Here is a 23,476-nt window from a genome sequence, read left to right as displayed (position 1 = left end):
GGAGGCTCAGTAGTGCGGAGGGGTTATGACCCAGACCACCTTGGTGGGCTCCGTGCCGGGATTGGCGCAGCGATGCGTGAAGCTGCTGCTGAAGGAGAAACTGTCCCCGGCCGTGAGGAGAAACTTCTTGCCGTCCACCCACAGCTCCATGGCTCCGGACAGCACCAATCCCGCCTCCGCGCCACCATGGCTGTAGTCGCCGCTGTCGGCGCCCGGCTCGATCGTGCTCAAAAGCAGTTCCAGCGGACCGCTGAGGTTCGGCGACAGCAATTCCTCTTGGATGCCGAGCCCGGTAAAGCTCAGTCGACGCCGGTTGGCCTGGCGTACGATGAAGTCGACCTCATCCGGCGGGGTATTCTGCGCGCCCTGGAAAAACCAGTTGATGTGGACGCCCAGGGCATCGCTGAGCTTGCGCAGGACGCCGATGGGCAGCTTGGACTGGTTGCGCTCGATCTGGCTGAGATAGCCGACCGAAATGCCGACCTCCAAAGCCAATTGCTGCAGTGTCTTGTTCTTGATCTTGCGCAGTTCCCGGATCTGGTGGCCCACCGCCGCCTCGGTGTTCACCCGGTTGGCATCTGGCGCCTCCGGCGAAGGCGGCGTGGAGGGCGGCGGGGCAGGTTTGAGATCTGGTCTTGGAGGCATTCGACTTCTGGGGGCTGCGCAGGAGCGGTATTCTAACGGAAACGTTCCGCCTGTCTCAATTTCAACCTACCGTGACGAAATTCACGGCGCCACTCCTCCCTTCAGCGGAGGATAATGTGCCCGTGGGTCTGCAAGCCTGGAGCTTGGCGCGCATCCCCGCCCCGGTCATGACGCCATCTCGGCAGGGGAAGGCAAGTCGTGCACGTCTCGCACGCGAGCGTTGGATGGATCGTAGAAGGGCTTGGCGGTGGCCTCGGCTGGGATGAGCCGACCCGCTACTTCGATCTCGAACCGTCCGGCGAGCAATTGCGCATCGGTCAGCCGATCCGGGTTGTCCACATAGCCCAGCGCCAGCGACTTGCCGACGGTGTGTCCGAACATGCCCGAGGTGGTGCGTCCGATGAGCTGACCGTCCCGCCAGATGGGCTCGTTGTGATAAAGGAGGGCCTCGGGGTCCGGGATGGCGAAGTGCAACAGACGGCGCTCCGGCCGCGCCGTCTTCTCGTGCAACAGCGCGTCACGGCCGATGAAATCGGGCTTCGTCCAGGCGACCGCAAAGCCCAGGCCCGCTTGCAGGGGGGTGTCCTCGTCGGTCACGTCGTGGCCCCAATGGCGATAGCATTTCTCCATGCGCAGCGAGTTGAGGGCGTGGTAGCCGGCGAGCTTGAGGCCGAGATCCGCACCCTCGGCCACCAGCGCGTCGAATAGGCCGGCGGCGAACTCGGTGGGCACGTAGAGCTCCCAGCCCAGTTCGCCCACATAGGTGATGCGCGAGGCGCGCACCCGGGCATGGCCCATGTCCACCTCGCGGGAGGTGGCAAAGGGGAACGCCGCGTTGGAGAGGTCCGCGTCGGTCAGCCGCTCCAGCAGGCGGCGCGAGTTCGGCCCCATGACGGCCAGCGTCGCCAGCCCGGACGTGGTGTCGAAGACGTGCACGCGGGCCTGCGAAGGAATGTGTCGGCGCAGCCAGGCGAGGTCGCGTGTCTGGGTGGCGGCGGCGGTCACCACCAGGAAGCTCTCGGGGCCGAGCCGGGTGATGGTCAGGTCCGCTTCGATGCCGCCACGGGCATTGAGCCATTGGGTGTAGACGATGCGCCCCACCTCCACCGCCAGGTTTCCGGCGCTGATGGTGTTCAGCACGCCTTCGGCGTCCAGGCCCTCCACCAGGAACTTGCCGAAGGAGGAGAGGTCGAACAGCGCCACCGCCTCGCGGGCGGCACGGTGCTCGGCGGCGGAGGCCTCGAACCAGTTCTGCCGTCCGTAGCTATATTCGTAGCGCGGCTCCATGCCGGGCGGGGCATACCAATTGGCACGCTCCCAGCCGGCCACCTCACCGAAGCAGGCACCTGAGGCGGCGAGCCGATCGTGCAGTGCCGTGCGGCGCACGCCGCGCGCCGTGGCGGGCTGGCGGAACGGCCAATGCATGTCGTAGAGCAGGCCGAGGGCTTCCACCGTCCGGTCCTTCAGGTAGCTTTTGTTGCGCTGGAATGGCATGGCGCGGCGGATGTCCACGTCCCACAGGTCCATGGGCGGGTGGCCATCGATGATCCAGTCTGCCAGCACCTTGCCGGCGCCGCCCGCCGACTGGATTCCGATGGAATTGAAGCCGGCGGCCACGAACAGGTTGCGCACCTCGGGCGTCTCACCGAGCAGATAGCGGTTGTCCGGGGTAAAGCTCTCCGGGCCGTTGAAGAATAGCTGGATTCCAGCATTTCCCAGGGCCGGGACGCGAGCGATCGCCTTCTCCAGCAACGGCTCGATATGTTCGAGATCGTCGGGCAGGGAATCGAAGCAGAAGGTCTCGGGAATGCCGGCCATGCCCCAGGGCTTGGCCACCGGCTCGAACCAGCCCACCAGCAGCTTGCCCGCATCCTCCTTGAAATAGGTGCAGGCATCGCCGTCGCGCAGCACGGGCAGGTGGCGGGGCAGGCCGGGAATGGCCTCGGTGACGATGTAGAAGTGCTCGGCCGCGTGCAGAGGCACGGTCACGCCGGCCTTGGCGGCGAGCCCATGGGCCCACATGCCCGCGGCATTGACCACATATTCCGCCTCGATGGTGCTGGTCGCGGTGCGCACGCCGGTGGCGCGGCCGTCCTTCAGCAGGATTTCCTCGACCTTCACATTCTCCAGGATGCGGGCGCCGCGCATGCGGGCGGCCTTGGCGAGGGCCTGGGTGGTGTCGATGGGATTGGTCTGGCCGTCGCCCGGCAGGTGGACGGCGCCCACCAGCCCGTCCACGTCCATCAGCGGCCACAGCGCTTGCGCTTCCTCCGGGGAGAGCACGTTGACCTCCAGCCCGAAGCAGCGGGCCATGGAGGCGCCGCGCCGCAACTCTTCCATGCGGGCCGCAGTGCTGGCGAGGGCCAAGGAGCCGATGCGCAGGAAGCCCGTGGCCTGGCCGGATTCCCGCTCCAGGTTGCCGTACAGCTCTGCGGTGTACTGGGCGAGGCGAGTCAGGTTGTGCGTGGCGCGCAGCTGGCCGACCAGGCCCGCCGCGTGCCAGGTGGTGCCGGAGGTGAGTTGCTTGCGTTCAAGCAGCAGCACGTCCGTCATGCCGCGGAGGGTCAGGTGATAGGCGATGGAGCAGCCGACGATGCCACCGCCGACGATGACCACCTGTGCGCGCTGGGGAATTTCAACCATGGAAGCCTCCGGCCGATCCTGGGATCGGCGCCCGCCGTGAAGGGGCGGGTCATGAATTTCGCATCTGTGAAAGTTTGGAATGCAGCTTGCGTGGGCCGCCGTCCGCGCGGTGGGGACGATCAGTTTCCGTCGTGGACCAGCCCGTCCTCAATGTCCTTGGCGTGCAGGGCCGGATCGCGCGCCTGCGCCGGCCCATAGCCTCCGCCTCCCGGGGTCTTCAGCCGCACCCCGTCTCCGGGGCGCAGATAGAGCCGGTCGATCTTGCTCAGATGCTCGGATTTGAAGTCCCTCCCGCCGGTATGGAAGGTGTGGTCGGCGCTCTTGCCCGGCGCCCCGCCCGCGATGCCAGGGGGGCCGAAGCGGGCACGGTCGCCCACCAGGGTGAGATAGGCATCGCCATTGCGCAGGTGGAAGTCGATCTCCACGCCGAAGCCGCCGCGATGGGCGCCGGTGCCAGCAGAGTCCTCACGCACGGCGTGGCGTGTGAACAGCAGCGGCACCGAATGCTCGAGCACCTCAACGGAGGAGTTTCGCGCCGCCGAGATGACGGTGGCGCCGTTGGTCAGCCCGTCCTGGTCCACATGGCCGCCATAGCCGCCGCCGAAATAGAAGATGGTGGCATAGCGGCCATGGGTGGGGGAATTGCCGCCCATGCCGATATTGGTGCCGGTGCCGAACGGGCTTGCCGGCACCTTGTCCGGGATGGCTTGCGCCAGCACGCCCATGGTCACGCCGACCAGGCGCTGGGCGGTCTCGGTGGTGGTGCCGGACACCGGGCTCGGCGGCAACGGGTTGAACATGTTGCCTTTGGGCACAATGATCGTGAACGGCGTGAAGCAGCCGGCATTGATGGGCACGTCGTCGAACACGTGCTTCACGCCGATCATCAGCGCGCTCATGGTGCTGGAATAGGGGCTGTTGAATGGCCCGCGACAGGCGTGAGCAGAACCTGAAAGGTCGAAGGTAATGGACGAGCCCTCGACGGTCATTTTGAGGTCGATGAGCAGCGGTTCGGGCTCTATGCCGTCATTGTCCATGTAGTCCTGGAAGCGATACACGCCGTCGGGAATACCCGCGATATGGTCGCGCATCAGCCGCTCGGAGCGGGCTTTCAGCTCCGCGATGGCGGTGAAGATCAGGTCCTTGCCATAGCGGTCGAACAGCTCTTCGAGGCGGCGGCAGCCGAGATCGAGAGCGCTGAGCTGCGCCGCCATGTCGCCGCGCCGGTCTTCGGCGACGCGCATATTGGCCAGCATCACCTCCACCAGGGATTCGTTGAGCTTTCCCGCCTCGTAGATGCGCACCGGCGGGAAGCGCATGCCTTCCTGGTAGATGTCGGTGGAGGCGGGGGTGAAGCCACCCGGCGTCATGCCACCCACGTCCGGCCAATGACCGGTATTGGCGACGATGGCGAGCAGCTCGCCGTTGCGGAAATAGGGCCGCACGAACTTCACGTCCATGGTGTGCGTGCCACCCCGATAGGGGTCGTTGATGATGAAGACGTCGCCCGGCTTCATCGTCTCCGGAGGAAATGCCTTCAGCACCTCCTGCACCGTGTGCTGCATCACCACGATGAAGATGGGCAGGCCCGTGGAGCCTTGGGCCACCACTTCTCCGCTCTCGGGGTGAAAGATGCCGCTGGCGCGGTCCCACGCGTCGGCGATCACCGGCGAAATGGCAGAGGCCGCCAGCACCGTATCCATTTCTTCGGCGATCTGTTCGAACGCGCCGTGCAGCACCGCCAGGGTGATGGAATCGATGGAGGACATCAGGCGGCCTCGATCAGGATGTTGCCGGTGGGATGGACCGTGGCGCGATAGCCCGGCTCGATGAAGGTGGTGGTGTCGGCCTGGAGCAGGAGAGCGGGGCCCGCAACCACGGCGCCGACTGGCAGGGCCGGCCGCTCATAACGAGCGGCATCCTGCCACGTGCCGGCGAAGAAGACCCGTGTGCTGCCGGGCTCCGGCATGGGGCCGTCAGGCAAGGCGATCAGGGCGCCAATGCCGCCCTTCTGCACCTGCGCCGTGCCAACGGTGACCTGGATGTTGGCAAGGACGATGTCGGCATTGTCCAGGAGGCGCCCGTAGCGTTCGCGATAGGCCTTTTCAAAGGCGGCGCGCACCGCCGCCCAGGAGGTTGCAGCCTCAGGCGGCAGCGCCACGGGGATGACGTTGGACTGGCCCCGGTAGCACATGTCGGCACCCAGTGTGACCACCACGTCGTCGGGGGCCACGCCCTCGCTTTCCAGCACGCTCCGCCCTTCCGCGGCCTGCTCTGCGCTGAGCGCGGCCAGCGAGGTGGAGGCCAGCTGAGCGAGGGTGCGGTTCACGGTGCGCATGAAATCGTGCCGCAGGTCGCCCAGCACGCAGCCGAGCGCCGAGGTGATGCCGGGGAAATAGGGCACCACCACCCGCTTCAGCCCCACTTCCCGCAGCATGCGGTTGGCATGGAGCGGGCCGCCGCCGCCGAAGGCGATGACCGAGAAGTCGCGGGGATCGAGGCCGCGTTCCAGCAGCTTGCGCCTGACATAGCCGGCCATCTTGGCGCCGGTAACGGTGAGGATGGCTTCCGCCGCCTCTTCCACGCCAACGCCCAGAGGGGCGCCGATCTTCTCAGCGATGACGGCGCGGGCCGGCTCGATCTTCAGGGGCGCGCCCCGTGATTTGCCGATGGCGCGGTCAGGCACCAGCAGGCCCAGCACGAGACAGGCGTCGGTAACGGTGGGGATGGTTCCGCCACGCCCGTAGCAAGCCGGGCCCGGGGAGGCACCGGCGCTTTCCGGCCCCACCTGGAGCAGGCCGGCGCGGTCGACCCGCGCGAGGCTGCCGCCGCCAGTGCCCACCGCCGACACGTCCAGCATGGGCAGGGCCAAGGGGAGGCCGAAATCGATGGCGGTCTGCTGGGTCAGGCTCGGCTTGCCGTCACGGATGATGCAGATGTCCAGCGAGGTCCCGCCGATGTCGCACGACACCGCATCGGCGATGCCGAGCTCGCCCGCAATGGCGGCCGCTGCCGTCACACCCGCCGCAGGGCCGGACAGGATGGTGTTGGCGGCAAAGCGGGTGGCGAGGGGGGCGGCCATCACCCCGCCATTGGATTGCACCACCAGAAGGTCCCGCCCGAGCCCGCCAGCGGCCAGTTTGTCGGTGAGCCGCTCCAGATAGCGCCCGATGAGCGGTTGCACATAGCCGGAAATGGCAGTGGTGCTGGTGCGCTCAAATTCGCGCATTGTGGGCAGCACGTCGGAGGAGATGACCACGTTCCGGTTCGGCCAGAGGGCGAGCGCGATGTCGCGTGCCGCGCGCTCATGGGCCGGGTTGGCGTAGCTGTGCAAGAAGGCGATCACCAGCACCTCGCAGCCATCATCGCGCAGCGCGGTGACTTCGCGGGCCAGCGCCTCGGTGTCCAGCGGGGTCAGTTCCTCGCCCTCCGCGCTGATGCGCTCGGTCACCTCCCGTCGGTCGCGCCGGGCGATGAGCGGCTGGAATTCTGCGCGCAGACCATATGTCTTCGGCCGATCCCGGCGGCGCAGCTCCAACACGTCGCGGAAGCCCATGGTGGCGATGAGCCCGCAGCGCGCGCCTTTGCGCTCGATGGCGGCATTGGTGGCCACCGTGGTACCGTGGATCAGAAGGTCCACCTCGTCCAGATTGACCCCGAGCGCCGCGATGCCCTCGATCAGCCCGTCGGCCTGGTTGTGGGCTGTGGTGGGCACCTTGGCGGTGATCAAGCGACCCGCGGCATGGTCGAGGAAGATGAGATCCGTATTGGTGCCGCCGATATCGACACCGATCAGTCCAGTCATGGGTGAGCTTTCCGTTCAGCGGCCGCAGCCCGGCGCATCTCCCCGCGGGTGAGACCTCCGGACTTGGGCTGGCCGAGATAGGCGGTGATGACGTCCGCATTCCTGGAGACGGCCTGGGGCGGGCCGTTCGCGATCTGCGAGCCGAAATTGAGCACGGTGATGGTCTGGCAGAGGGCCATGACGAAGCGCATGTCGTGTTCCACCAGGACCACGGTCATGCCCTCGGCGGCCAGCGCGCGGATGAGCGCGCCGATCGCGTCGGTCTCCGACGGGTTGAGGCCCGACGTCACCTCGTCCAACAGCAGGATGCGCGGGCGGGTGGCGAGCGCGCGGGCGATCTCCACCAGTCGCCGCCGGCCATAGGACAGCTCCGTCACCAGCTTGCCACCGTCGTCACCGAGACCGACGCGGGTGAGCAGGTCTTGTGCGCTGGCGCGGGTTTGGGCCTCCTCGCGCGCCTTGGCTCCCACGGCGAACAGGCTGCCGAGGAAGCCCATGCGCCCGTGAATATGGGTGCCGGTCATCACCGTCTCGATCACCGACATCTGCTCGAACAGGCGCGGGGTCTGGAAGGTGCGGGCGAGGCCGAGGCGGACACGGTATTCCGGCGAAGTGGCTGTCACGTCGGCGCCGGAGAACAGGACATGTCCGGCGGAGATGCGGGTGAGGCCTGAGATCAGGTCAAAAGCGGTGCTCTTGCCGGCGCCGTTGGGACCGATCAGGCCGTGAATACTGCCGGCGGCAACGGTCATGGAAAGGTCGTTGACCGCAACCAGCCCGCCGAACTTGCGGGTGACACCGCGCAGCTCCAGCACGGAGGGAGCGGTGGTGCTCATGCGCCCCTCCCGATCACGCGCCGCCACACCCCATCGACCGCCCCCGCCACACCCTTGGGCATCAAGGTGAGGCAGACGATCAGCAGCAGCCCATAGGCCAGCATCTTGTACTCGGCGAGCTCGCGCATGTATTCCGGCAGCGCGATCATGACCACAGCGCCGATGATGGCGCCGGGCAGGCTGGCGAGCCCGCCCACGGTGATCATGATGAGCAGCACCAGGGATTCATGCCAGTTGAAGGTCTCCGGGCTCACGAATCGCATCACATGAGGCATAAAGGTGCCCGCGAAACCGGCGATGGCGCAGCCAAGCGTGATGGCGGCCATGCGGTAGAGCGTGGTGCGCACGCCGATGCTACGCGCCGCCGCCTCGTTCTGCCCCAGCGCCCGGAACGCCCGGCCGATGCGCCCGTGGGTGAGCCGCAGCAGCAGGGCATAGATGACCACAAGCGCGCCCAGTTCCAGGCGATAGAGCCAGATGCGGCTCGCGAAGGAAAAACCGAGGATCTCGATGGGCTGGATGCCCTTCAGCCCTGCCGTGCCGCCGGTGAGGCCGACCCAGTTGGTCATGACCTGATGGACGATGATGCCGAAGCCGAAGGTGGCGATCTTGAAATAGATGCCCGACAGCCGGATCAGCTGCGCCATCACCAGCCCGGCGAGCGTCGCGGCCAGCGTGCCGATCAGGCTGGCCGGCACGAAGGAGAGGCCGAGCCGCTGCTCGGCGATGACCGTGCCATAGGCGCCGATGCCGATGAAGGCGGCGTGGCCGAGCGAGAGCTGGCCGGCAAACCCGACCATGATCTGCAGGCCGAGCGCCGCGATGGCGAAATAGATGATGATGCAGCCGAGATAGAGCGTGAAGCCACCGCCCAGCAGGGGCAGCGCCGCGAACCCGGCGATGATGAGGGCAAAGGCCAGCCAATCCTTGCCATGAGCGCCGAGGCCAAAGCGTGCGGCGCTCGGGGCTGTGGTGGTTGTGGTGGTTGTGGTGGAGATTGGGTTCATGTGCGCGCCCCGGACGGGAATAAACCGGTCGGCTTGACCAGTAGGATCGCGATCATGATGAGGAAGGCGATGCTGTCCTGGTATTCGGTGGCCAGGAACTGCGCGCCAATGGTCTCTCCAAGCCCGATGATGAGCCCGCCCACCACCGCGCCGGGAATGCTGCCCAAGGTGCCGATGACGGCGGCGGCAAAAGCCTTCACGCCGACAATGCCCATGTCGAACGAGACATAGGTAATGGGCGCGTAGAGCACGCCGGCCAGCGCACCCACCGCCGAGGCGATGGCGAACGCCCAGGTGGCGGCGGCGGCGCTGCTGACGCCGAACGTGGCGGCGGTTGCCGGATCATCCGCTGCCCCTCGCATGGCAAGACCCAGCCAGGTGCGGCGGAAGAACAGGTGCAGGGCCACCAGGAGCACCGGCATGATGGCGAGGATGTAGAGATACACCGCCGGCAGCGGATAGGACGCCACCATGATGACCTCGTGGGTCAGCGGTGTCGGATACACCACCGGATCGGCGCCCCATAAAAGGCGGGCGCCGTTGGACAGCACCATGCCGATGCCGAGGGTGAGGAGGACCAGATAGATTTGGTCCGCCTTGCGCTGGACCGCCGGCCGGAAGGCCAGGCGCTCGATGACCGCGCCAAGCAAAGCCGCCCCCGCCATGGCGATAAGCAGCACCAGGAGGAAGGGCGCGTCGGGCAGGACCAGGAAGGCGGTGTAGCCGAGGAAGGCGCCCACCATCATGATGTCGCCCTGGGCGAAGTTCACGAGCCCCATGGCCCGGAAGATCATGCTGAAGCCCAGCGCGACGAGGCCGTAGATGCACCCTACGGCGAGGCCGCTCAGGATCTGGATTGCGAGGTTCACGGGCGTTGACCGTACGTGCTGGAGCCGGTCACTTGATCAGATAGTCGAGCTTGAGCTGACCATCTTCCAGCTGCACGAAAGGCAACGGGCGCTTCACATCGCCATTGGGCAGGATGGTGATCTCGCCGGTGGCGCCGGAATAGTCCTTGGTGGTGAGCAGCGCGTCGCGGATGCCCTCGGAATTCAGCTTGCCAGCCTTGTCCGCGCGGCTGATGGCGTCGGCCAGGACATAGATCCCGTCATAGCCCATGCCCTCATACTGGGTGGGCTCGCGGTCGAACTTCGCCTTCCAGGCCTTGATGAACTCGGCGCCGCGCGGGCTGTCGATGGAACCGGGATAGTAATAAAGCGCGCCATAGGCGCCATTGGCGGCGGGGCCGGCAATGTCCCTGAACTGGCTGAGCGCCGGCGACGTATTGGCGAACACGGGCACCTTGATCTGCAACTCGCCCATCTGCTTCACGATCAGCCCGGTATCGGTATAGAAGCCGAGGATGGAGACGAGGTCCGGCTTGGTCTCCATCATGCGGGCGAGGATGGGCTTGAACTCCTTGCCGGCCGGCTCGTAGGCGACGCGACCGGCCACATTGACCCCCAATTCCTTGGCCTTGGCCTCGAACGCATCGGCGAGCGACTGGCCGTAATTGTCGTTGCGGGCGAGGATGTAGATCGACTTCGCCTTCTGCTTCTCGATGCTCCATTCCGCGGCGCTGGAGGCGAACACTTTCGCGCTCTGGGCGATGCGGGCGAACCACTTGTTGCCCTTCTGGGTCAGGTTGGTGTCCTGGGCGAGGTGGGAGAGCAGCGGCACCTTGGCCGGCTCGGTCATTTCAACAACGGCCGCCGTCTCCGGGCTGGTGCAGCCCCCCAGCACCGCCATCACTTCGTCGGCGTCGATCATGCGCTGCACCGCCTGCGCGGCCTGGGCCGGGTTGCCGGCGCTGTCGGCGGGGATGAGCTTGATGGTGTTCTTGCCCAGCGCGCCGGACTTGGCCATTTCGTCCAGTCCGAACTGGATGGCGCGCATGGAATCGTTGCCATAGACGGCCACCGCCCCCGACATGGGGCAGAAGAAGCCGACCTTGATCTCCTTGGCGAGCACAGGCCCGCTGAGCATCAGGGAGCCCGCAACGAAAACTGGACCTGCGAAAGTGGAAAACCCGCCCCGCTTCATGTGTCTTCTCCGTATGTCCCGAGTTCTGGAAGGTGTTTTTTGAGATCTTGTTCGGCTGGCGGGCAGACGCCCGCGCAATTCAAGCGTCTTGGGTGCCGAGATAGTGGGCCTGGATATCGGCGCTGCGACTGAGTTCATCGGCCGTGCCTGACTGCACGATGCGGCCGCGCTCCAGCACATAGGCACGGTCGGCGACGTCCAGGGCGGAGGCCGCGTTCTGCTCGACCAACAATATGGTCATGCCGGTGCGCGCGAGCCGGTCGATCATGTCAAACACGCCCTCGATGAGCATGGGCGCGAGCCCCATGGACGGCTCGTCCATGAGCAGCAGGATGGGATCGGCCATCAGCGCGCGGCCCATGGCCACCATCTGCTGCTCGCCGCCGGAAAGGGTTCCTGCCAGCTGGTTCCGGCGCTCGGCGAGGCGCGGATAGATGTCGTAGATTCGCGTCAGGTCGGCGCTGGCGAACAGGCCGCGGCTGCGGCCATAGGCGCCGAGCGTGAGGTTTTCCTGCACCGTCATGGTGGGAAAGACCCGCCGGCCTTCCGGCACGGTGGCGACGCCGGCCAGCACGATCTGGTCGGCGGGGACGCTCGACACATTCTGTGCGCTGAGCATCACGGTACCCGTGCGGGCCCGAAGCTGGCCGCTCAAGGTGCGGATGAGAGTGGACTTGCCGGCGCCATTGCGGCCGAGCAGTGCCACCACCTCGCCGCGCCGAATGAACAACGACACATCGGCGATGATGTCGACACCGGAAATATAGCCGGCAGTCAGTCCATCCACCGTCAGGAGTTGCTCACTCATGGCGCGACCTCCACTGGGGGCTCCCAGTCGTGAAATTTGGTCATAAATTTTCATGAGTGTGAAGAGGTTTTTTTAAGCGGGACTGCCTCCATTGTACGCACTGCGTTGAGTCTCGACCCTCGGGAGAAGGCGCTCGATGGCGAGCGGGCGTGATCCTCCCTCGGTTTTGTGGACACCCATGTCAGCTTTTGCGAGCTTCACAGGAGTGTTCGATGGGCCCACGGCGTCGGGTTTTTCCGGAGGCGTTCAAGCGGGAGGCGGTTGAGCGGGTCACGAGCCCCATCTCCAGCACCTCCCGAGCCTTGTCGCGCCCACAGAGGCACCAGATCTCCCGCGCCTTCTTCTCTCCCACCGTGCCTTGGATCACCTCAAAGCAAAGGCGGTTTCAAGACACTTGAGGCACCGGACCGGGCCCGCAACCTCGATACCCCATCGGCGGCGAAGGCACCGGCGATGTGGAGAGCGGTAAGTCTAGCCAGATCTTGGACCGCCCGATCTGGGTCGCGCCCAACCGGGCTGCCCGCGGGCGCAGGCTGGCCCTGGGCGCGTCAGGGGAAGTCAGACCGCGAACTGTGTCTGCACCAGCCGGGAATAGAGACCGCCCGCTGCCATCAGGTCGCGATGGGCCCCCTGTTCCGCCACACCTTCCCGGGTCACGACGATGATGCGGTCGGCATTGCGCACGGTGGAGAGGCGATGGGCGATCACCAGCGTGGTGCGCCCCTCGGAGAGCGCCGCGAGCGCCTTCTGGATCTCGAATTCCGTTTCGCTGTCGAGCGCCGAGGTGGCCTCGTCGAGGATCAGGATGGGCGGGTCCTTCAGGAACATGCGGGCGATGGCGAGGCGCTGCTTCTGGCCGCCGGACAGCTTCACGCCGCGCTCCCCAATGAGGGTGTCGAGCCCCGCCGGAAGGCCGGCGATCATCTCATCCAGCCGGGCCTTGCGGGCGGCCTCGCGGATGTTCGCTTCGTCGGCGTCGAGCCGTCCATAGGCGATATTCTCGCGAATGGTACCGGCGAACAGGAACACGTCCTGCTGCACGATGCCGATGCTGCGGCGGAGCGAGGCGAGGGTCACGTCACGCACATCGGTGCCGTCGATGGTGATGCGCCCCGAGGTCGGCTCATAGAAGCGCGGCAACAGAGAGCAGAGCGTAGTCTTTCCCGCGCCCGAGGGGCCGACAAAGGCCACCGTCTCGCCCGCTTGGATTTGGACGCTGAGATGGTTCAGGACGCTCTTCCCGGCAGTATAGCCGAAGCTGACATCCTCGTAGCGGATTTCGCCCCGAACCGGGCCCAGCGGGCGCGCGCCGGGGCGGTCCGCCACGTCCGGCCGGGTGGCGAGGAAATCCAGATAGGAGCGAAAGCCCGCTATGCCCTTGGGATAGATTTCCACTACCGCGGCGATCTTCTCCAGGGGGCGGAAGAACACGCCCACCAGCAGCAGGAAGCTGACGAAGCCGCCATTGCTGAGATCGCCCCGGATGACGAACCAGGTGCCCGCCAGCATCACGACCACCTGGGTGAGGCGCATGCCTAGATAGCTCAGCGCGAGATTTCCGGCCATGAGCTTGTAGGCGGCAAGCTTGGTGGTGCGGTAGAGGCCGTTGTCGGCGGCGAACAACTGGCGCTCATGGTCCTCGTTCGCAAACGCCTGCACCACGCGGATGCCGCCCACATTCTCCTCGATCCGGGCATTGAAGGCGCCGACACGGCCGAACAGGGTACGGAAATTGTCCGTCATCTCCCGCCCGTAATGGGTGGTGGCCCAGGCCACGACCGGCACGATGGCGCCGGTGATCAGGGCCAGGTGCACATTGACCGTCAGCATCAGCGCGAAGGCGCCGATGAAAGTCATGACCGCCAGGAACACGTCCTCTGGCCCGTGATGGGCGACCTCGCCGACCTCCTCGAGATTCTTCGTCAGCTTGGCAACCAGATGGCCGGTTTTGTGATTGTCAAAGAACGAAAAGGACAGCTTCTGCACATGGTCGAAGGCGCGCCGGCGCATCTCGGTCTCGATATTGATGCCGAGCATGTGCCCCCAATAGGTCACGATGGCCATCAACCCGGTATTGACCAGGTAGATGGCCAGCAGGCCGATGGCGGCGGCAACGATCAACCCCCAGTCCTGCGCGGGCAGAAGGTGGTCGACGAACAGGGCGACCGCCATGGGAAAGCCCAGTTCCAGAAGCCCGGACAGGATGGCGCAGGAGAAATCCAGCAGGAACAGGCCCCGGTAGGGCGCATAATAGGCGGCGAACTGTTTCAGGATGGTCATGGCTGCTTGCTACGCCGTCTCAGTCCCCGATGTCCACGCCCGCATGACCGAGGCGCCAATAGGCGGCGACCATGCGGTGCGCCTTGTCGAAGCCGGCCTCCTTCGTGAGGAAACTGCGGATCTCCCGGGCTTCGGCCTGCTCGCAGCCGACAAAGGCGCGGGCGGTGGCGAGGTCCACAGGAAAGGCAAGGTCTCGGATCGCCGCCGGCAGCAGGCCCGCGCGGCCCGCCGGACGGCCGTCGCGGGGGAGATAGCGCAGGTCAAGCCGGGCAGGTGTGGCGAGAACCTGCTGCTCGGCCGCATCCGCAACTTCGATGCGCACCACCGCCACGCTCTGCGCCGGCAGAGCTTCCAGCAGGCGGGCGATGGCCGGCAGCGCGGTCTCGTCGCCTGCAAACAAGTTCCAGGACCCCGGTTCGGGCCGGGCGCCACCGGGGCCGAGCAGGCCCACCGCATCGCCCGGTGCCGCCTCCCGCGCCCAGGTGGCGCCGGGGCAGTCGCCCTCGTGGAGCACGGCGTCGATGGCGATGGTGCCGGCCACCGTGTCCACTGCGCGCACCGTATAGACGCGCGGCACCAGCGCGTCCGCGCCCTCCGGAAAGACGATGCGCCCGTCCACCCCCGCATGCGGCCACACCGGCCTGCGCCCGCGCGGCGGGATCAGGACGCGCACATGCAGGCCTGGGCCGGTGAAGTGGCCAGCATCGCCGCGCAGGATCACACGGCGCATGCGCCGCGTCACCGGATAGCTCGCCACCACCTCCATGGCGCGGAAGAAGGGCAGGCCCCCATCGGTGCCGTCGCCGGTCCACACCAGAGGCCCGCAGCCGCTTGGAGCGTGCCGGACGAAGCCCTCCGCCGTGACCATCTTGAGAAAGCCGAGCGCTAGGGCGTTGGGGCTCTCGCAGGCGACGATGAATGTCTCGCCATGCGCGCGCAGCGTGAGGCGGCCGAACTGCGGCGCCTCGACCACCGCCCCCTCTCCGGTGGTCCGCACCGTCGCATGGCCTGCGAAATGGGCCTCCAGGGCTTGGATGGTGGCGAGCGGATCGGGCAGGCGAACCTGCGCGCGGGCCATCAGGAGATCAGCCATGGCGTGCGCCTCCACGCTGGAGCAGGAAGATGAGATAGGGACCGCCGATCAAGGCGGCGAAGAAGCCCACGGGGATCTGATAGGGGAAGGCGACGTTGCGCCCCAGCCAGTCGGCGAGGATGAGCAGGACCGCGCCGAGCAGCACCGAGGCCGCCAGGAAGGGGACCGGCCGCACGAAACCCAGAAGCCGCGCAAGATGTGGCGCCAGCAAGCCCGCAAGGCTGAGCGGGCCGACGAAGAAGCTGGCGAGGGCGGTCATCAACGCCGCGAGCAGCGAGAGCACGAGGCGGCTCGCGGTGAGCGGCAGGCCCAGGGCGCGAGCGGTCGGCCCGCCCAGCGGCAGGATGTCCAGCCAGCGGGCGAGCAGCGGCAAGGGTGCGAGCAGCAGAAGTCCGCCGCCGGCGAGGATGGCTGCCTCGTGCATGCCCACCCGGTCTGTGCTGCCGGCGAGCCAGGCGAGGAGGATGAAGGTGCTCCAGCCGCCGGCGGCGAAGACCGCGGAGAGGATGGCGAGGCACATGCAGCCGAGCGCCACGCCGGCCAGCAGCATCCGTTCCGGCCCGAAGCCCGTCCAGGCACCGATGACGAGGATAAAGAGGAGAGCGGCGAGCGCTCCGGCCGCGCTTCCCGCCATGAGCACGCCCATGCCGGGGGCGTCCAGCAGGATCAGCGCCAGCGCCATTCCCGCACCGCCGCCTGCGCTCACGCCCAGCACTTCCGGGCCGGCCAGAGGGTTGCCGGTGAGCCTTTGGAGCAACCCGCCAGCCGCGCCCAGCAGCCCGCCCGCCATGGCGGCGGCGGCGATGCGCGGCGCGCGGAAGGGAAGGAGGTCGTCGAACAGGGCGCCGGTGGCGAGAAACCAGCCGTGCCCATCGCTGCCAAAGGCGAGCGAGAGCATGCCGAGCCCCACCGTGCCCGTGGTGAGGACCAGCAGTCCACGGCCCGGCCGAGCGCGGCGGCGGGGCATCGCCTCGGACGCGGGCGCGGGGGGCGTCGTCGCGGTCACGCGCGGCAGGAGCCAGAGCAGGACCGGACCGCCGATCAGCCCCACCGCCGCCCCGGTGGGCATGGCGTCGCCCGCCGCGCCACCCAGCACCTGCACCAAGCCGTCTGGGATGGACAGCAGCAAGGCGCCAACTAGCGGCGCGCGCAGCAGCATCTGCCCGGGGGTACGCGCGCCCGAAATGCGCGCAAAGGCAGGCGCGGCAAGCCCGACGAAGCCGATGACGCCGACCTCCGAGATCACCGTTGCGGCCAGTCCCACCGCGAGTGCGATCACCGCGACGCGCACCGCCAGCAGCGCGACGCCGAGGCTGCGCGCGCCCGCATCGTCGAGGCTGAGGACGGCGAGCGGCCGCGACAGCAGCGCGGCGAGGGCACCGCCCACCAGGAGGCTGGTGCCGATGGAGAGCGCGCCGGACCAGTTCTGCTGATGCAGCGACCCCGCCCCCCAGATGAAAACCGAGAGCACATACTCGCCCCGTGCCAGGACGATGGCCGAGGCGGCGGCCGCCGCCATCAGCGAAACCGTCATGCCGGAGATGACCACGGTGACGGGATCGAGCCGCCGTCTCAGGCTCATGGCGAGCACGAGCGAGACGGCGATCGCCCCGCCCGCAAAGGCGACACCCTCCCGGGACCAGCCGAGCAGGCCCGGCGCGAAGCCGAGGGCAAGGGTGAGGGCAAGCTGTGCGCCCGAGGCGATGCCGAGCGTGGAAGGGTCTGCGATGGGATTACGCAGCACGCGCTGGAGCAGCGCGCCGGACAGGCCGAGCGCCGCGCCGGCCAGCAGCGCGGTCGCGGCGCGGGGCAGCAGGCTGTACCAGAGCAGCACATCTGCCAGGCGGCGCGCCATCTCCGCGTCTCCCGGCAAGGCGGGTCGGTGGAACAGGGTGACGAGGAACAGGCCCGCCGCCAGGGCGCACAGGCCCGCCCAGATGGGCGCGCCGCGACGGGGGCAGGGCATGGACGAAAGGCTCATGTCAGCCAAGGCCCGCACCCTCCGGCGCGGCAAGGCTCGCCGTCAACAGGCGGGCGAACCGCCCCGCCGTCGGCAGGCCGCCGAACGGGTTGACTGGCGCCAGGACCCGTACCTGCCGGTCCCGGACGCTCGGCAAAGCCTGCCACAGCGCGCTCTGGGGCAGCACGCGCTGAGCGTCGGGCGGCACCGGGGGCAGGATGACGAGGCCCGCATCCGGATAGGCAGCCAGCGTCTCCAGTCCCACGGGGGCGGAGGCGGAATAGGAGGTGTTGCCCGTCCAGGCATTGGCAAGGCCGAGGCGGGCCAGCACCTCGCCGAAGATGCTGTCGCGGCCGAAGACGCGGAAATGGCGGGCATCGCCCAGATTGATGACGAGCAGGGGGCGATCCGAATGGGGCGCCACCGCGCGCCGGCAGGCGTCCAGACCCTCTTCCGTGCGGGCCACAAGGCCGGACGCCGCTGCGGGCCGTCCGCACGCCTCGGCGAGGCGGAGCGCCGCCTGCCGCGCCCGTGCCAGCGGCGCGCCGCCCCGCTCGTAGATGGTGATGGTCTCCACGGGCGCGACCAGGCGCAATTGCGGTTCCGACAGGGCATAGAAAGCGGAGCTGAAGATCAGGTCCGGATCGGCCAGCCGCAGCGCCTCGAAGCTCGGCAGGCCCCGCAGGCCAATGTCCCGCACGCTGTCCGGCACCGGCGGCTCCACCGCCACGGTGCGGAACAGGACCAGCTCCGCCGCTGCCACCGGCACGATGCCCATGGCCAGCAGGGTCTCCAGCAGCGCCCAGTCCAGGGTGGCGACGCGCGGCGCGGTGGCGCGTGCGGGCCCGGCCGCCAAGGCGAAGGCGCCCGCGAGCAGCGCGCGGCGGGTGAGGGCGCTCACAGCACGTATCCCATCGGGGCGCCGGTGACGGGATGGGGCATAACGCCGATCGGCAGGCCGTATATGTCCCGCAGCGTCGCTGGCTCCATGATGTCCTGTGCCGGGCCGTTGGCGATCAACCGTCCGCCCTTCAGGGCCACCAGCGTGTCGCAGGTGCGCACCGCAAGGTTGATGTCGTGCAGGACCAAGACCACCGACATGTCGGCGCCCGACCGGGCGAGATCGCGCACGATGGCGAGCACCTCGATCTGGTGGGCGATGTCGAGCGCGGAGGTCGGCTCGTCGAGCAGCAGGCAGCGCGTGCCTTGCGCCAGCATGAGGGCAAGCCATGCCCGCTGCCGCTCGCCGCCGGAGAGGCTGTCCACCAGTCGGTGCGAGAAGGCGAGAAGGTCGGTGCGCCGCAGCGCCGCCTCCACCGCCGCCGCATCCTCGGCGCCGGACCGGCCGAGCGCGCCGTGCCAGGGATAGCGGCCGAGCGCGACCAGCTCACGCACGGACATGCCTTCCGCCGCCGGAGTGAATTGCGGCATGTAGGCCACCTTGCGGGCAAAAGCCCGCCCGCTCCAGGCGGACAGCGGGCGCCCCTCGAAGCGTACCTCGCCAGCGCTCGCCACCTGCTGGCGGGCCAAGAGCTTCATCAGCGTGCTCTTGCCCGAGCCGTTGGGGCCGAGCAGCCCATGCACCTGCCCCGCCGCCAGGCTGAGGTCCAGCGGGTGGAGGATGTCCCGTCCGCCGGCCCGGAAGGCGAGCCCGGCGGCCTCCCAGAGGGGGGCATGGGGTGGTGCGGCTACCATTTGTAGGTGATCTGCGCCACAACGGTTCGGCCGTCGCCATAGTAGCAGCCGAAGAATCCGCAGCTCGCCACATAGGTCTCGTTGGCGATGTTGTTGATGTTGATCTGGGCCTTAAACGGCCCCTTTTGGTAATGGATCGCGGCATCGAACAGGGTGTTGGCGTCCAGTTCGATTGAATTGTCGTCCAGCGCGAAGCGTGAGCCCACATAGCGCACGCCGCCGCCAAAGCCGAAGCCGGTCCAGGCGCCGGTCTTGAAGGTGTAGTCCAGCCAGAGATTGGCCATGTTCTCCGGCACGTTGGCGGGCCGGTTGCCGGCATATTCGCCCTGCGTGATCTCGGCATTCATGTAAGTATAGCTGGCGATCAGGCTGAGGCCTTCCGCCAGCGTGGCGGTTGCGGAGAGTTCAAGGCCCTTGACCTCCACTTCACCCAGCTGCGTTTCGTAACTGACGCCGTCGATCAGTTCGGACGACAGCACGTTCTTCTGCTTGAGGTCATAGATGGCCGCCGAGAAGAAGCCGTTCCAGCCCGTGGGCTGGTACTTCACGCCAAGCTCAACCTGCTCGCCCGTTGAAGGCTGGAACGCGCCGCCGCCAAGGCTGGTCGGCATGTTGCCGATGACCGGCTCGAACGAGGTGGAGTAGCTGACATAGGGCGCGATGCCGTTGTCGAACAGATAGGTGAGGCCGATACGACCGGTGGTGGCGGAATCGTCCTGGTCCTGATCCGTAATGCCAAAATTGGTGGTGGTCGTGGAGACGGTGTTCGCCCAGTCGTGGCGGATACCGGCGGTCAGGCGCCAATTGCCGAGGCTGATCTGGTCCTGCGCATAAAGCCCGGTCTGGCTCACGGTGCCGTTGACCTGCGACAGATACCAGGGCGTGGCCGAGACATACTGGTTGTAGACGGGATAGAGCAGGTTGATGGAGGGCGCGAGGCCGAATTCGGTGAAGTCGTTCTCGCTGTACCGGCGGTAGTCAAGGCCGAACAGGACCTTGTGGCCGAGCGGGCCGGTCTGGAAGTCGCCCTGCACCTGGGTGTCGATGGTGATGGTGTTCTGGTTCTCCTCGTTGAGCGAGGAACCGCGCAGCGCGACCACCGGATTAGAGGGGTCGAGGCCGCTATAATAGAGGCTGTTATAGTCCCAATCGAGCCAGAGATACCGGGCGTTCTGGCGCACCTGCCAGTTGCTGTTGAGCTTGTGCTGGAATTCGTAGCCGATGCTGGCCATGGTCCGGTCGGAACTGTCGTAGGACGGATCGCCGAGGAACAGGTTGGGCGACAGCAGATTCTTGAGCGGGCTGACCGTATATTGAGACGGCAGGCCCACGGGCGTTCCGGAGGTGTCGTGCTGGACGTTGGCGAGCACGGTGAAGGAGGTGTCGTCGCTGGGTTTCCAGGTGATGGCCGGCGCGAAGAACAGACGGTTGTCGTCGACATTGTCGGTCTGCGTGCCGGACTGGCGGGCAAGGCCGGTGAAGCGATAGGCAAGATCGGTGCCCCAGACGCCGCCAATGTCGAAGGCGCCGCTATAGCGGTCGAACGTGCCGATTTCGCCCTGCACCTCGCCGAAGGTGGTGAAGGTGGGCCGCTTGCTGATCATGTCGATGAGGCCGCCCGGATTGCCCTGGCCGTAGAGCACCGAGGCCGGCCCGCGCAGAACGTCGATGCGCTCCAGGCCATATTGTTCAATGGAAGCAGAGCCCTGGTCGCGCGTGAGCTTCAGGCCGTTGAGATACTGGCTGTTGGCCGCGGAGAAGCCGCGGATGATCGGTGCGTCGAAGCGCGGGTCGACCCCGAACGGCTGACCGAGCACGCCGGGCGTATATTCCAGCGCCTGTCCCACATTCTGCACCGCCCGCGCGTCCATCTGATCGCGCGTCACGACGGACATGGATTGGGGAACCTCGATAAGGGGCGTGTCGGTCTTGGTGCCCGTCAGGGTCTGATGCGCCACATATCCCTCCACGGGCCCGGTGGGGGATTCTCTCGTGGTTTCCACATTGATCGGCTCAAGAGTGATTGCGCTTGCCTGCTGGGCATAGGCCCCACCTGTGGAGAGGACCGTTCCAGCCGCCACACCGCTCAATAGCAAAGTGCGAAGTCGCATGCCAGATGTCCCAGTCATTCCTGCACCTCAATGCCAAATATGTCAGTTAAGAATGATTCAAAACTGAGTCTTCCGTTTGGAAACTCACGCTTCAGCCTCTCTTAGCAACGGCCTCTACGCTCGGATTGTCTCTTCCTGTTGCGCTTTGACGAATTTTGTTGCGATAATGACCGTCATAGCAGATGTGCGTCGGTCAATCCGCATTTTGGCTACACTTCAAAATGATTCAAAACTTGCTGTTCGCCCTTTACGGCTCCGGAGCAAGGAGAGATTGCGCAGCCCATGACGTTTCACCCCCGCATGGTATCGGCGACTGAGGGCATCCGGGTGCTTGAAGACCTGCGCTGGCGCCAGTGGAACGGCGTGGTCGCGGATGTCTGGCATGTGGACTGCGCGCGCGGCGGAGGCGGCTACTACGTTTCTCAGGACGCCCGCCTGTTCGTCGTGCTGGAGGGGGGGCAAGGCCATGCCGGTGTCCAGCTCTCCACCCGGTCGGGCGCAGTGGAAGGCGCGCGGGCGCCGCTCCATATGAGCTATGTCCCGGCGGAAATGCCGCTGTGGTCGCGGATCGAGGGCGATGGCAAACTGCGCCATCTGGACCTGCATTTCGATGTCGACACGCTCTCCGAGCGGTTGGGCGCCCGGCTTGATGCCGGCAGGCTGGCGACCCCGCGCCTCGCCTTCATGGACGAGCGGCTCCATGCGATCGCGCGCCTCATCGCGGAGGAGTGCCTCGCGCCCGAGGCTCACCACGACCTTTATGGCGACGGCCTTGTGGTGGCGCTGTTCATCGACCTGATGAAGCTCGCCCGAACCGCGGAGCCCGTGCGCCGCTCGGCGCTGTCCGCCCGGCAATTGCGGCGGGTCACCGGATACATTGAGGAAAATTGCCTGCGCAACATCCGCCTCCAGGACCTGGCCGCCTTGACCGACCTGTCGCAATCCTATTTCAGCCACGCCTTCAAGGCGGCGACGGGGATACCGCCCTATCAGTGGCACATGCGGGCACGGATGCGGCGGGTGGAGGCCATGCTGGCGGATGTCGAACTCACCTTGCCGGAGATCGCGGTGGCAGCCGGGTTCGCCGATCAGGCCCATTTCACCCGCGTCTTCCGACGGTTCGCCGGTGTGACGCCGGCCGCCTGGCGGCGGGCGCGGCGCGGGTGAGGACCCGAGGAGTCGTCAACGCCGTATGAGACCGCCCGCTCCAGCCGCAGGGACACGCCGCCCCCGTCCGGTCAGGCCATTGCGACGTGGGTTCGGTGGGTAAGGCAGAGCTTAACCTTGGCTTTCACCAGGATGCCGAGGCCCTGGTGTCAGGTCTGCATGCATCCACCGGCAACCCATTGGCCAAGCGCCGGCGTGTCCTTGCGATCGGGTCAAGAGAATGGTCCCGCCATGAATGACACGGGCGCCGGATCGTCCTGCGCCTCCGCGGCGCCGGCGAGGTGGGTCTCGCTTGCATGGGCGAGGTGGCAGGCAAGGTGGGTGCGGAGGTCATGGCCTTTGTGGGTGGCCGAGACCTCCGTGTTCGTCACATCCAGCAGCAGCGCGCGGCCGGTATGCGCCGCGACGGACCTGAGGAACTCCAGCGCCGGGCTCGTGCTCTGGGCGAACACAACATAGGCGGAGGGATTCTCCAGAAGCATTCAGCAGCTGGGTGTCTTGGGCCAAAGTGGCAAGGCCATTCTCGGCGGCGCCCTGCTGGTAGCGGGCCTGCTCATCCTGAACGGACTCGACAAACGCACCGAAGCGATGCTGGTAGAGGCCTCGCCCGTATGGCTGACTCATCTTGCGACCCGGTACTGATCTCCTGCCGCCACCAGGGCGCGCGGCCGACACGCAGAGGACCCTCGCGCATGACCATCGTTCCGCTTGAAGGTATCAAAGCGTGCGTCTTTGACGCCTATGGCACGCTGTTCGACCTGTCTTCCGCCGTGAGTGGCTGCCCCGGCCTGCCCGGGGAGAAGAGGGGCGCCCTGGGCGCCTTATGGCGGGACAAGCAGCTCCAATATACGTGGCTGCGTGCTGCCCAGGGACGCCATGCGGACTTTCACCAGGTCACGGGCGACGCCCTCGACTTCGCGTTGGAGACGCTCGGCATCGCAGGGCCGGATTTGCGCGCCCATCTGATGGATCTCTATCTCACCCTTGCCGTCTTTCCGGAGGTGCCTGGCGTGTTGCGCCGGCTGAAGGCGGCGGGCATGCGCCTCGCCATCCTCTCCAACGGAACGCCGGCCATGCTGGCGGCGGCAGTCGGCGGGGCGGGGCTCGACGGGCTGTTTGACGCGGTGATCTCGGCAGAGGATGTCGGCGTGTTCAAGCCACACCCGGCCGTCTATCAGCATGCCCTCGACCGGCTCGACCTGGCGGCGCCGCAACTGGCGTTCCAGTCGTCCAATGCCTGGGACGCCCATGCGGCTTCCGCATTCGGCATGCGGGTGGTCTGGTGCAACCGCTATGGACAGCGGCCGGAGCGGCTGCCGGGCCGGCCGGACCGCGAGGTGACATCGCTGGCCGATCTCGCGCCCTTGGTCGGCGCCGCCTGAG

18 protein-coding genes are annotated in these 23,476 nt (G+C 67.0%); 2 read left to right on the top strand and 16 right to left on the bottom strand.

Features of this window, described 5'->3' with window-relative positions; translation table 11 throughout:
* Nucleotides 1-6: 6 nt before the first annotated feature.
* From J5J86_RS05405 to J5J86_RS05335, 15 genes are all read right to left on the bottom strand, one after another.
* Nucleotides 7-645 carry a helix-turn-helix domain-containing protein gene (locus tag J5J86_RS05405; RefSeq protein WP_209103855.1) on the bottom strand — a complete coding sequence of 213 codons (639 nt, stop codon included), beginning with the start codon at nucleotides 643-645 and terminating at the stop codon, nucleotides 7-9.
* 165 nt (nucleotides 646-810) lie between these two features.
* The gene (locus J5J86_RS05400; RefSeq protein WP_209103854.1) at nucleotides 811-3,288 is read right to left on the bottom strand and encodes a GcvT family protein; all 2,478 of its coding nucleotides are present in this window, start codon (nucleotides 3,286-3,288) and stop codon (nucleotides 811-813) included.
* Nucleotides 3,289-3,407: 119 nt separating this feature from the next.
* Nucleotides 3,408-5,057: a hydantoinase B/oxoprolinase family protein gene (locus J5J86_RS05395; protein ID WP_209103853.1), complete on the bottom strand. Its 1,650-nt coding sequence runs from the start codon at nucleotides 5,055-5,057 to the stop codon at nucleotides 3,408-3,410.
* The gene (locus J5J86_RS05390; RefSeq protein WP_209103852.1) at nucleotides 5,057-7,093 is read right to left on the bottom strand and encodes a hydantoinase/oxoprolinase family protein; all 2,037 of its coding nucleotides are present in this window, start codon (nucleotides 7,091-7,093) and stop codon (nucleotides 5,057-5,059) included. Before J5J86_RS05390 ends, J5J86_RS05395 begins: the two co-directional genes overlap by 1 nt.
* Entirely contained in the window at nucleotides 7,090-7,929 is an 840-nt protein-coding gene (locus tag J5J86_RS05385) for an ABC transporter ATP-binding protein (protein ID WP_209103851.1), read from the bottom strand. The genes J5J86_RS05390 and J5J86_RS05385 overlap by 4 nt, the downstream gene beginning before the upstream one ends.
* Entirely contained in the window at nucleotides 7,926-8,936 is a 1,011-nt protein-coding gene (locus J5J86_RS05380; protein WP_209103850.1) for a branched-chain amino acid ABC transporter permease, read from the bottom strand. The genes J5J86_RS05385 and J5J86_RS05380 overlap by 4 nt, the downstream gene beginning before the upstream one ends.
* A complete protein-coding gene (locus tag J5J86_RS05375) occupies nucleotides 8,933-9,805 on the bottom strand; it encodes a branched-chain amino acid ABC transporter permease (RefSeq protein ID WP_209103849.1) in 873 nt (290 codons plus the stop codon). Before J5J86_RS05375 ends, J5J86_RS05380 begins: the two co-directional genes overlap by 4 nt.
* A 28-nt stretch (nucleotides 9,806-9,833) precedes the next feature.
* Entirely contained in the window at nucleotides 9,834-10,922 is a 1,089-nt protein-coding gene (locus J5J86_RS05370; RefSeq protein WP_209103848.1) for an ABC transporter substrate-binding protein, read from the bottom strand.
* 136 nt (nucleotides 10,923-11,058) lie between these two features.
* Nucleotides 11,059-11,787 (bottom strand): ABC transporter ATP-binding protein, encoded by a 729-nt coding sequence (locus J5J86_RS05365; RefSeq protein WP_209103847.1) that lies wholly within the window; start codon nucleotides 11,785-11,787, stop codon nucleotides 11,059-11,061.
* Nucleotides 11,788-12,345: 558 nt separating this feature from the next.
* Nucleotides 12,346-14,061: an ABC transporter ATP-binding protein gene (locus J5J86_RS05360; RefSeq protein ID WP_209105253.1), complete on the bottom strand. Its 1,716-nt coding sequence runs from the start codon at nucleotides 14,059-14,061 to the stop codon at nucleotides 12,346-12,348.
* 25 nt (nucleotides 14,062-14,086) lie between these two features.
* Nucleotides 14,087-15,160 carry a siderophore-interacting protein gene (locus tag J5J86_RS05355; RefSeq protein ID WP_209103846.1) on the bottom strand — a complete coding sequence of 358 codons (1,074 nt, stop codon included), beginning with the start codon at nucleotides 15,158-15,160 and terminating at the stop codon, nucleotides 14,087-14,089.
* Entirely contained in the window at nucleotides 15,153-17,141 is a 1,989-nt protein-coding gene (gene fhuB, locus J5J86_RS05350) for a Fe(3+)-hydroxamate ABC transporter permease FhuB (RefSeq protein ID WP_209105252.1), read from the bottom strand. The genes J5J86_RS05355 and fhuB overlap by 8 nt, the downstream gene beginning before the upstream one ends.
* A gap of 1 nt (nucleotide 17,142) precedes the next feature.
* Complete coding sequence (locus tag J5J86_RS05345; RefSeq protein WP_209103845.1) at nucleotides 17,143-18,021, bottom strand: ABC transporter substrate-binding protein; 879 nt, start codon at nucleotides 18,019-18,021, stop codon at nucleotides 17,143-17,145.
* Entirely contained in the window at nucleotides 18,018-18,815 is a 798-nt protein-coding gene (locus tag J5J86_RS05340; protein ID WP_209103844.1) for an ABC transporter ATP-binding protein, read from the bottom strand. Before J5J86_RS05340 ends, J5J86_RS05345 begins: the two co-directional genes overlap by 4 nt.
* A complete protein-coding gene (locus J5J86_RS05335) occupies nucleotides 18,809-20,773 on the bottom strand; it encodes a TonB-dependent siderophore receptor (protein WP_247658080.1) in 1,965 nt (654 codons plus the stop codon). Before J5J86_RS05335 ends, J5J86_RS05340 begins: the two co-directional genes overlap by 7 nt.
* Nucleotides 20,774-21,208: 435 nt before the next feature.
* On the opposite strand from J5J86_RS05335, the gene J5J86_RS05330 reads away from it, so the two are divergent.
* On the top strand, nucleotides 21,209-22,093 hold the full coding sequence (locus J5J86_RS05330; RefSeq protein WP_209103842.1) for a helix-turn-helix transcriptional regulator: 885 nt from the start codon (nucleotides 21,209-21,211) through the stop codon (nucleotides 22,091-22,093).
* A gap of 212 nt (nucleotides 22,094-22,305) precedes the next feature.
* Here J5J86_RS05330 and J5J86_RS05325 read toward each other — a convergent pair whose 3' ends face one another.
* On the bottom strand, nucleotides 22,306-22,575 hold the full coding sequence (locus J5J86_RS05325; protein ID WP_209103841.1) for a multinuclear nonheme iron-dependent oxidase: 270 nt from the start codon (nucleotides 22,573-22,575) through the stop codon (nucleotides 22,306-22,308).
* A gap of 210 nt (nucleotides 22,576-22,785) precedes the next feature.
* Between J5J86_RS05325 and J5J86_RS05320 the strand changes: the two genes are divergently transcribed.
* The gene (locus J5J86_RS05320; RefSeq protein WP_209103840.1) at nucleotides 22,786-23,475 is read left to right on the top strand and encodes a haloacid dehalogenase type II; all 690 of its coding nucleotides are present in this window, start codon (nucleotides 22,786-22,788) and stop codon (nucleotides 23,473-23,475) included.
* Nucleotide 23,476 lies beyond the last annotated feature (1 nt).

This window comes from Aquabacter sp. L1I39, assembly GCF_017742835.1.
In the GTDB taxonomy this organism is placed as follows: domain Bacteria; phylum Pseudomonadota; class Alphaproteobacteria; order Rhizobiales; family Xanthobacteraceae; genus L1I39.
Note: the sequence above shows the minus strand (reverse complement) of the source record. Positions and strands in the feature narration are given on the sequence as shown.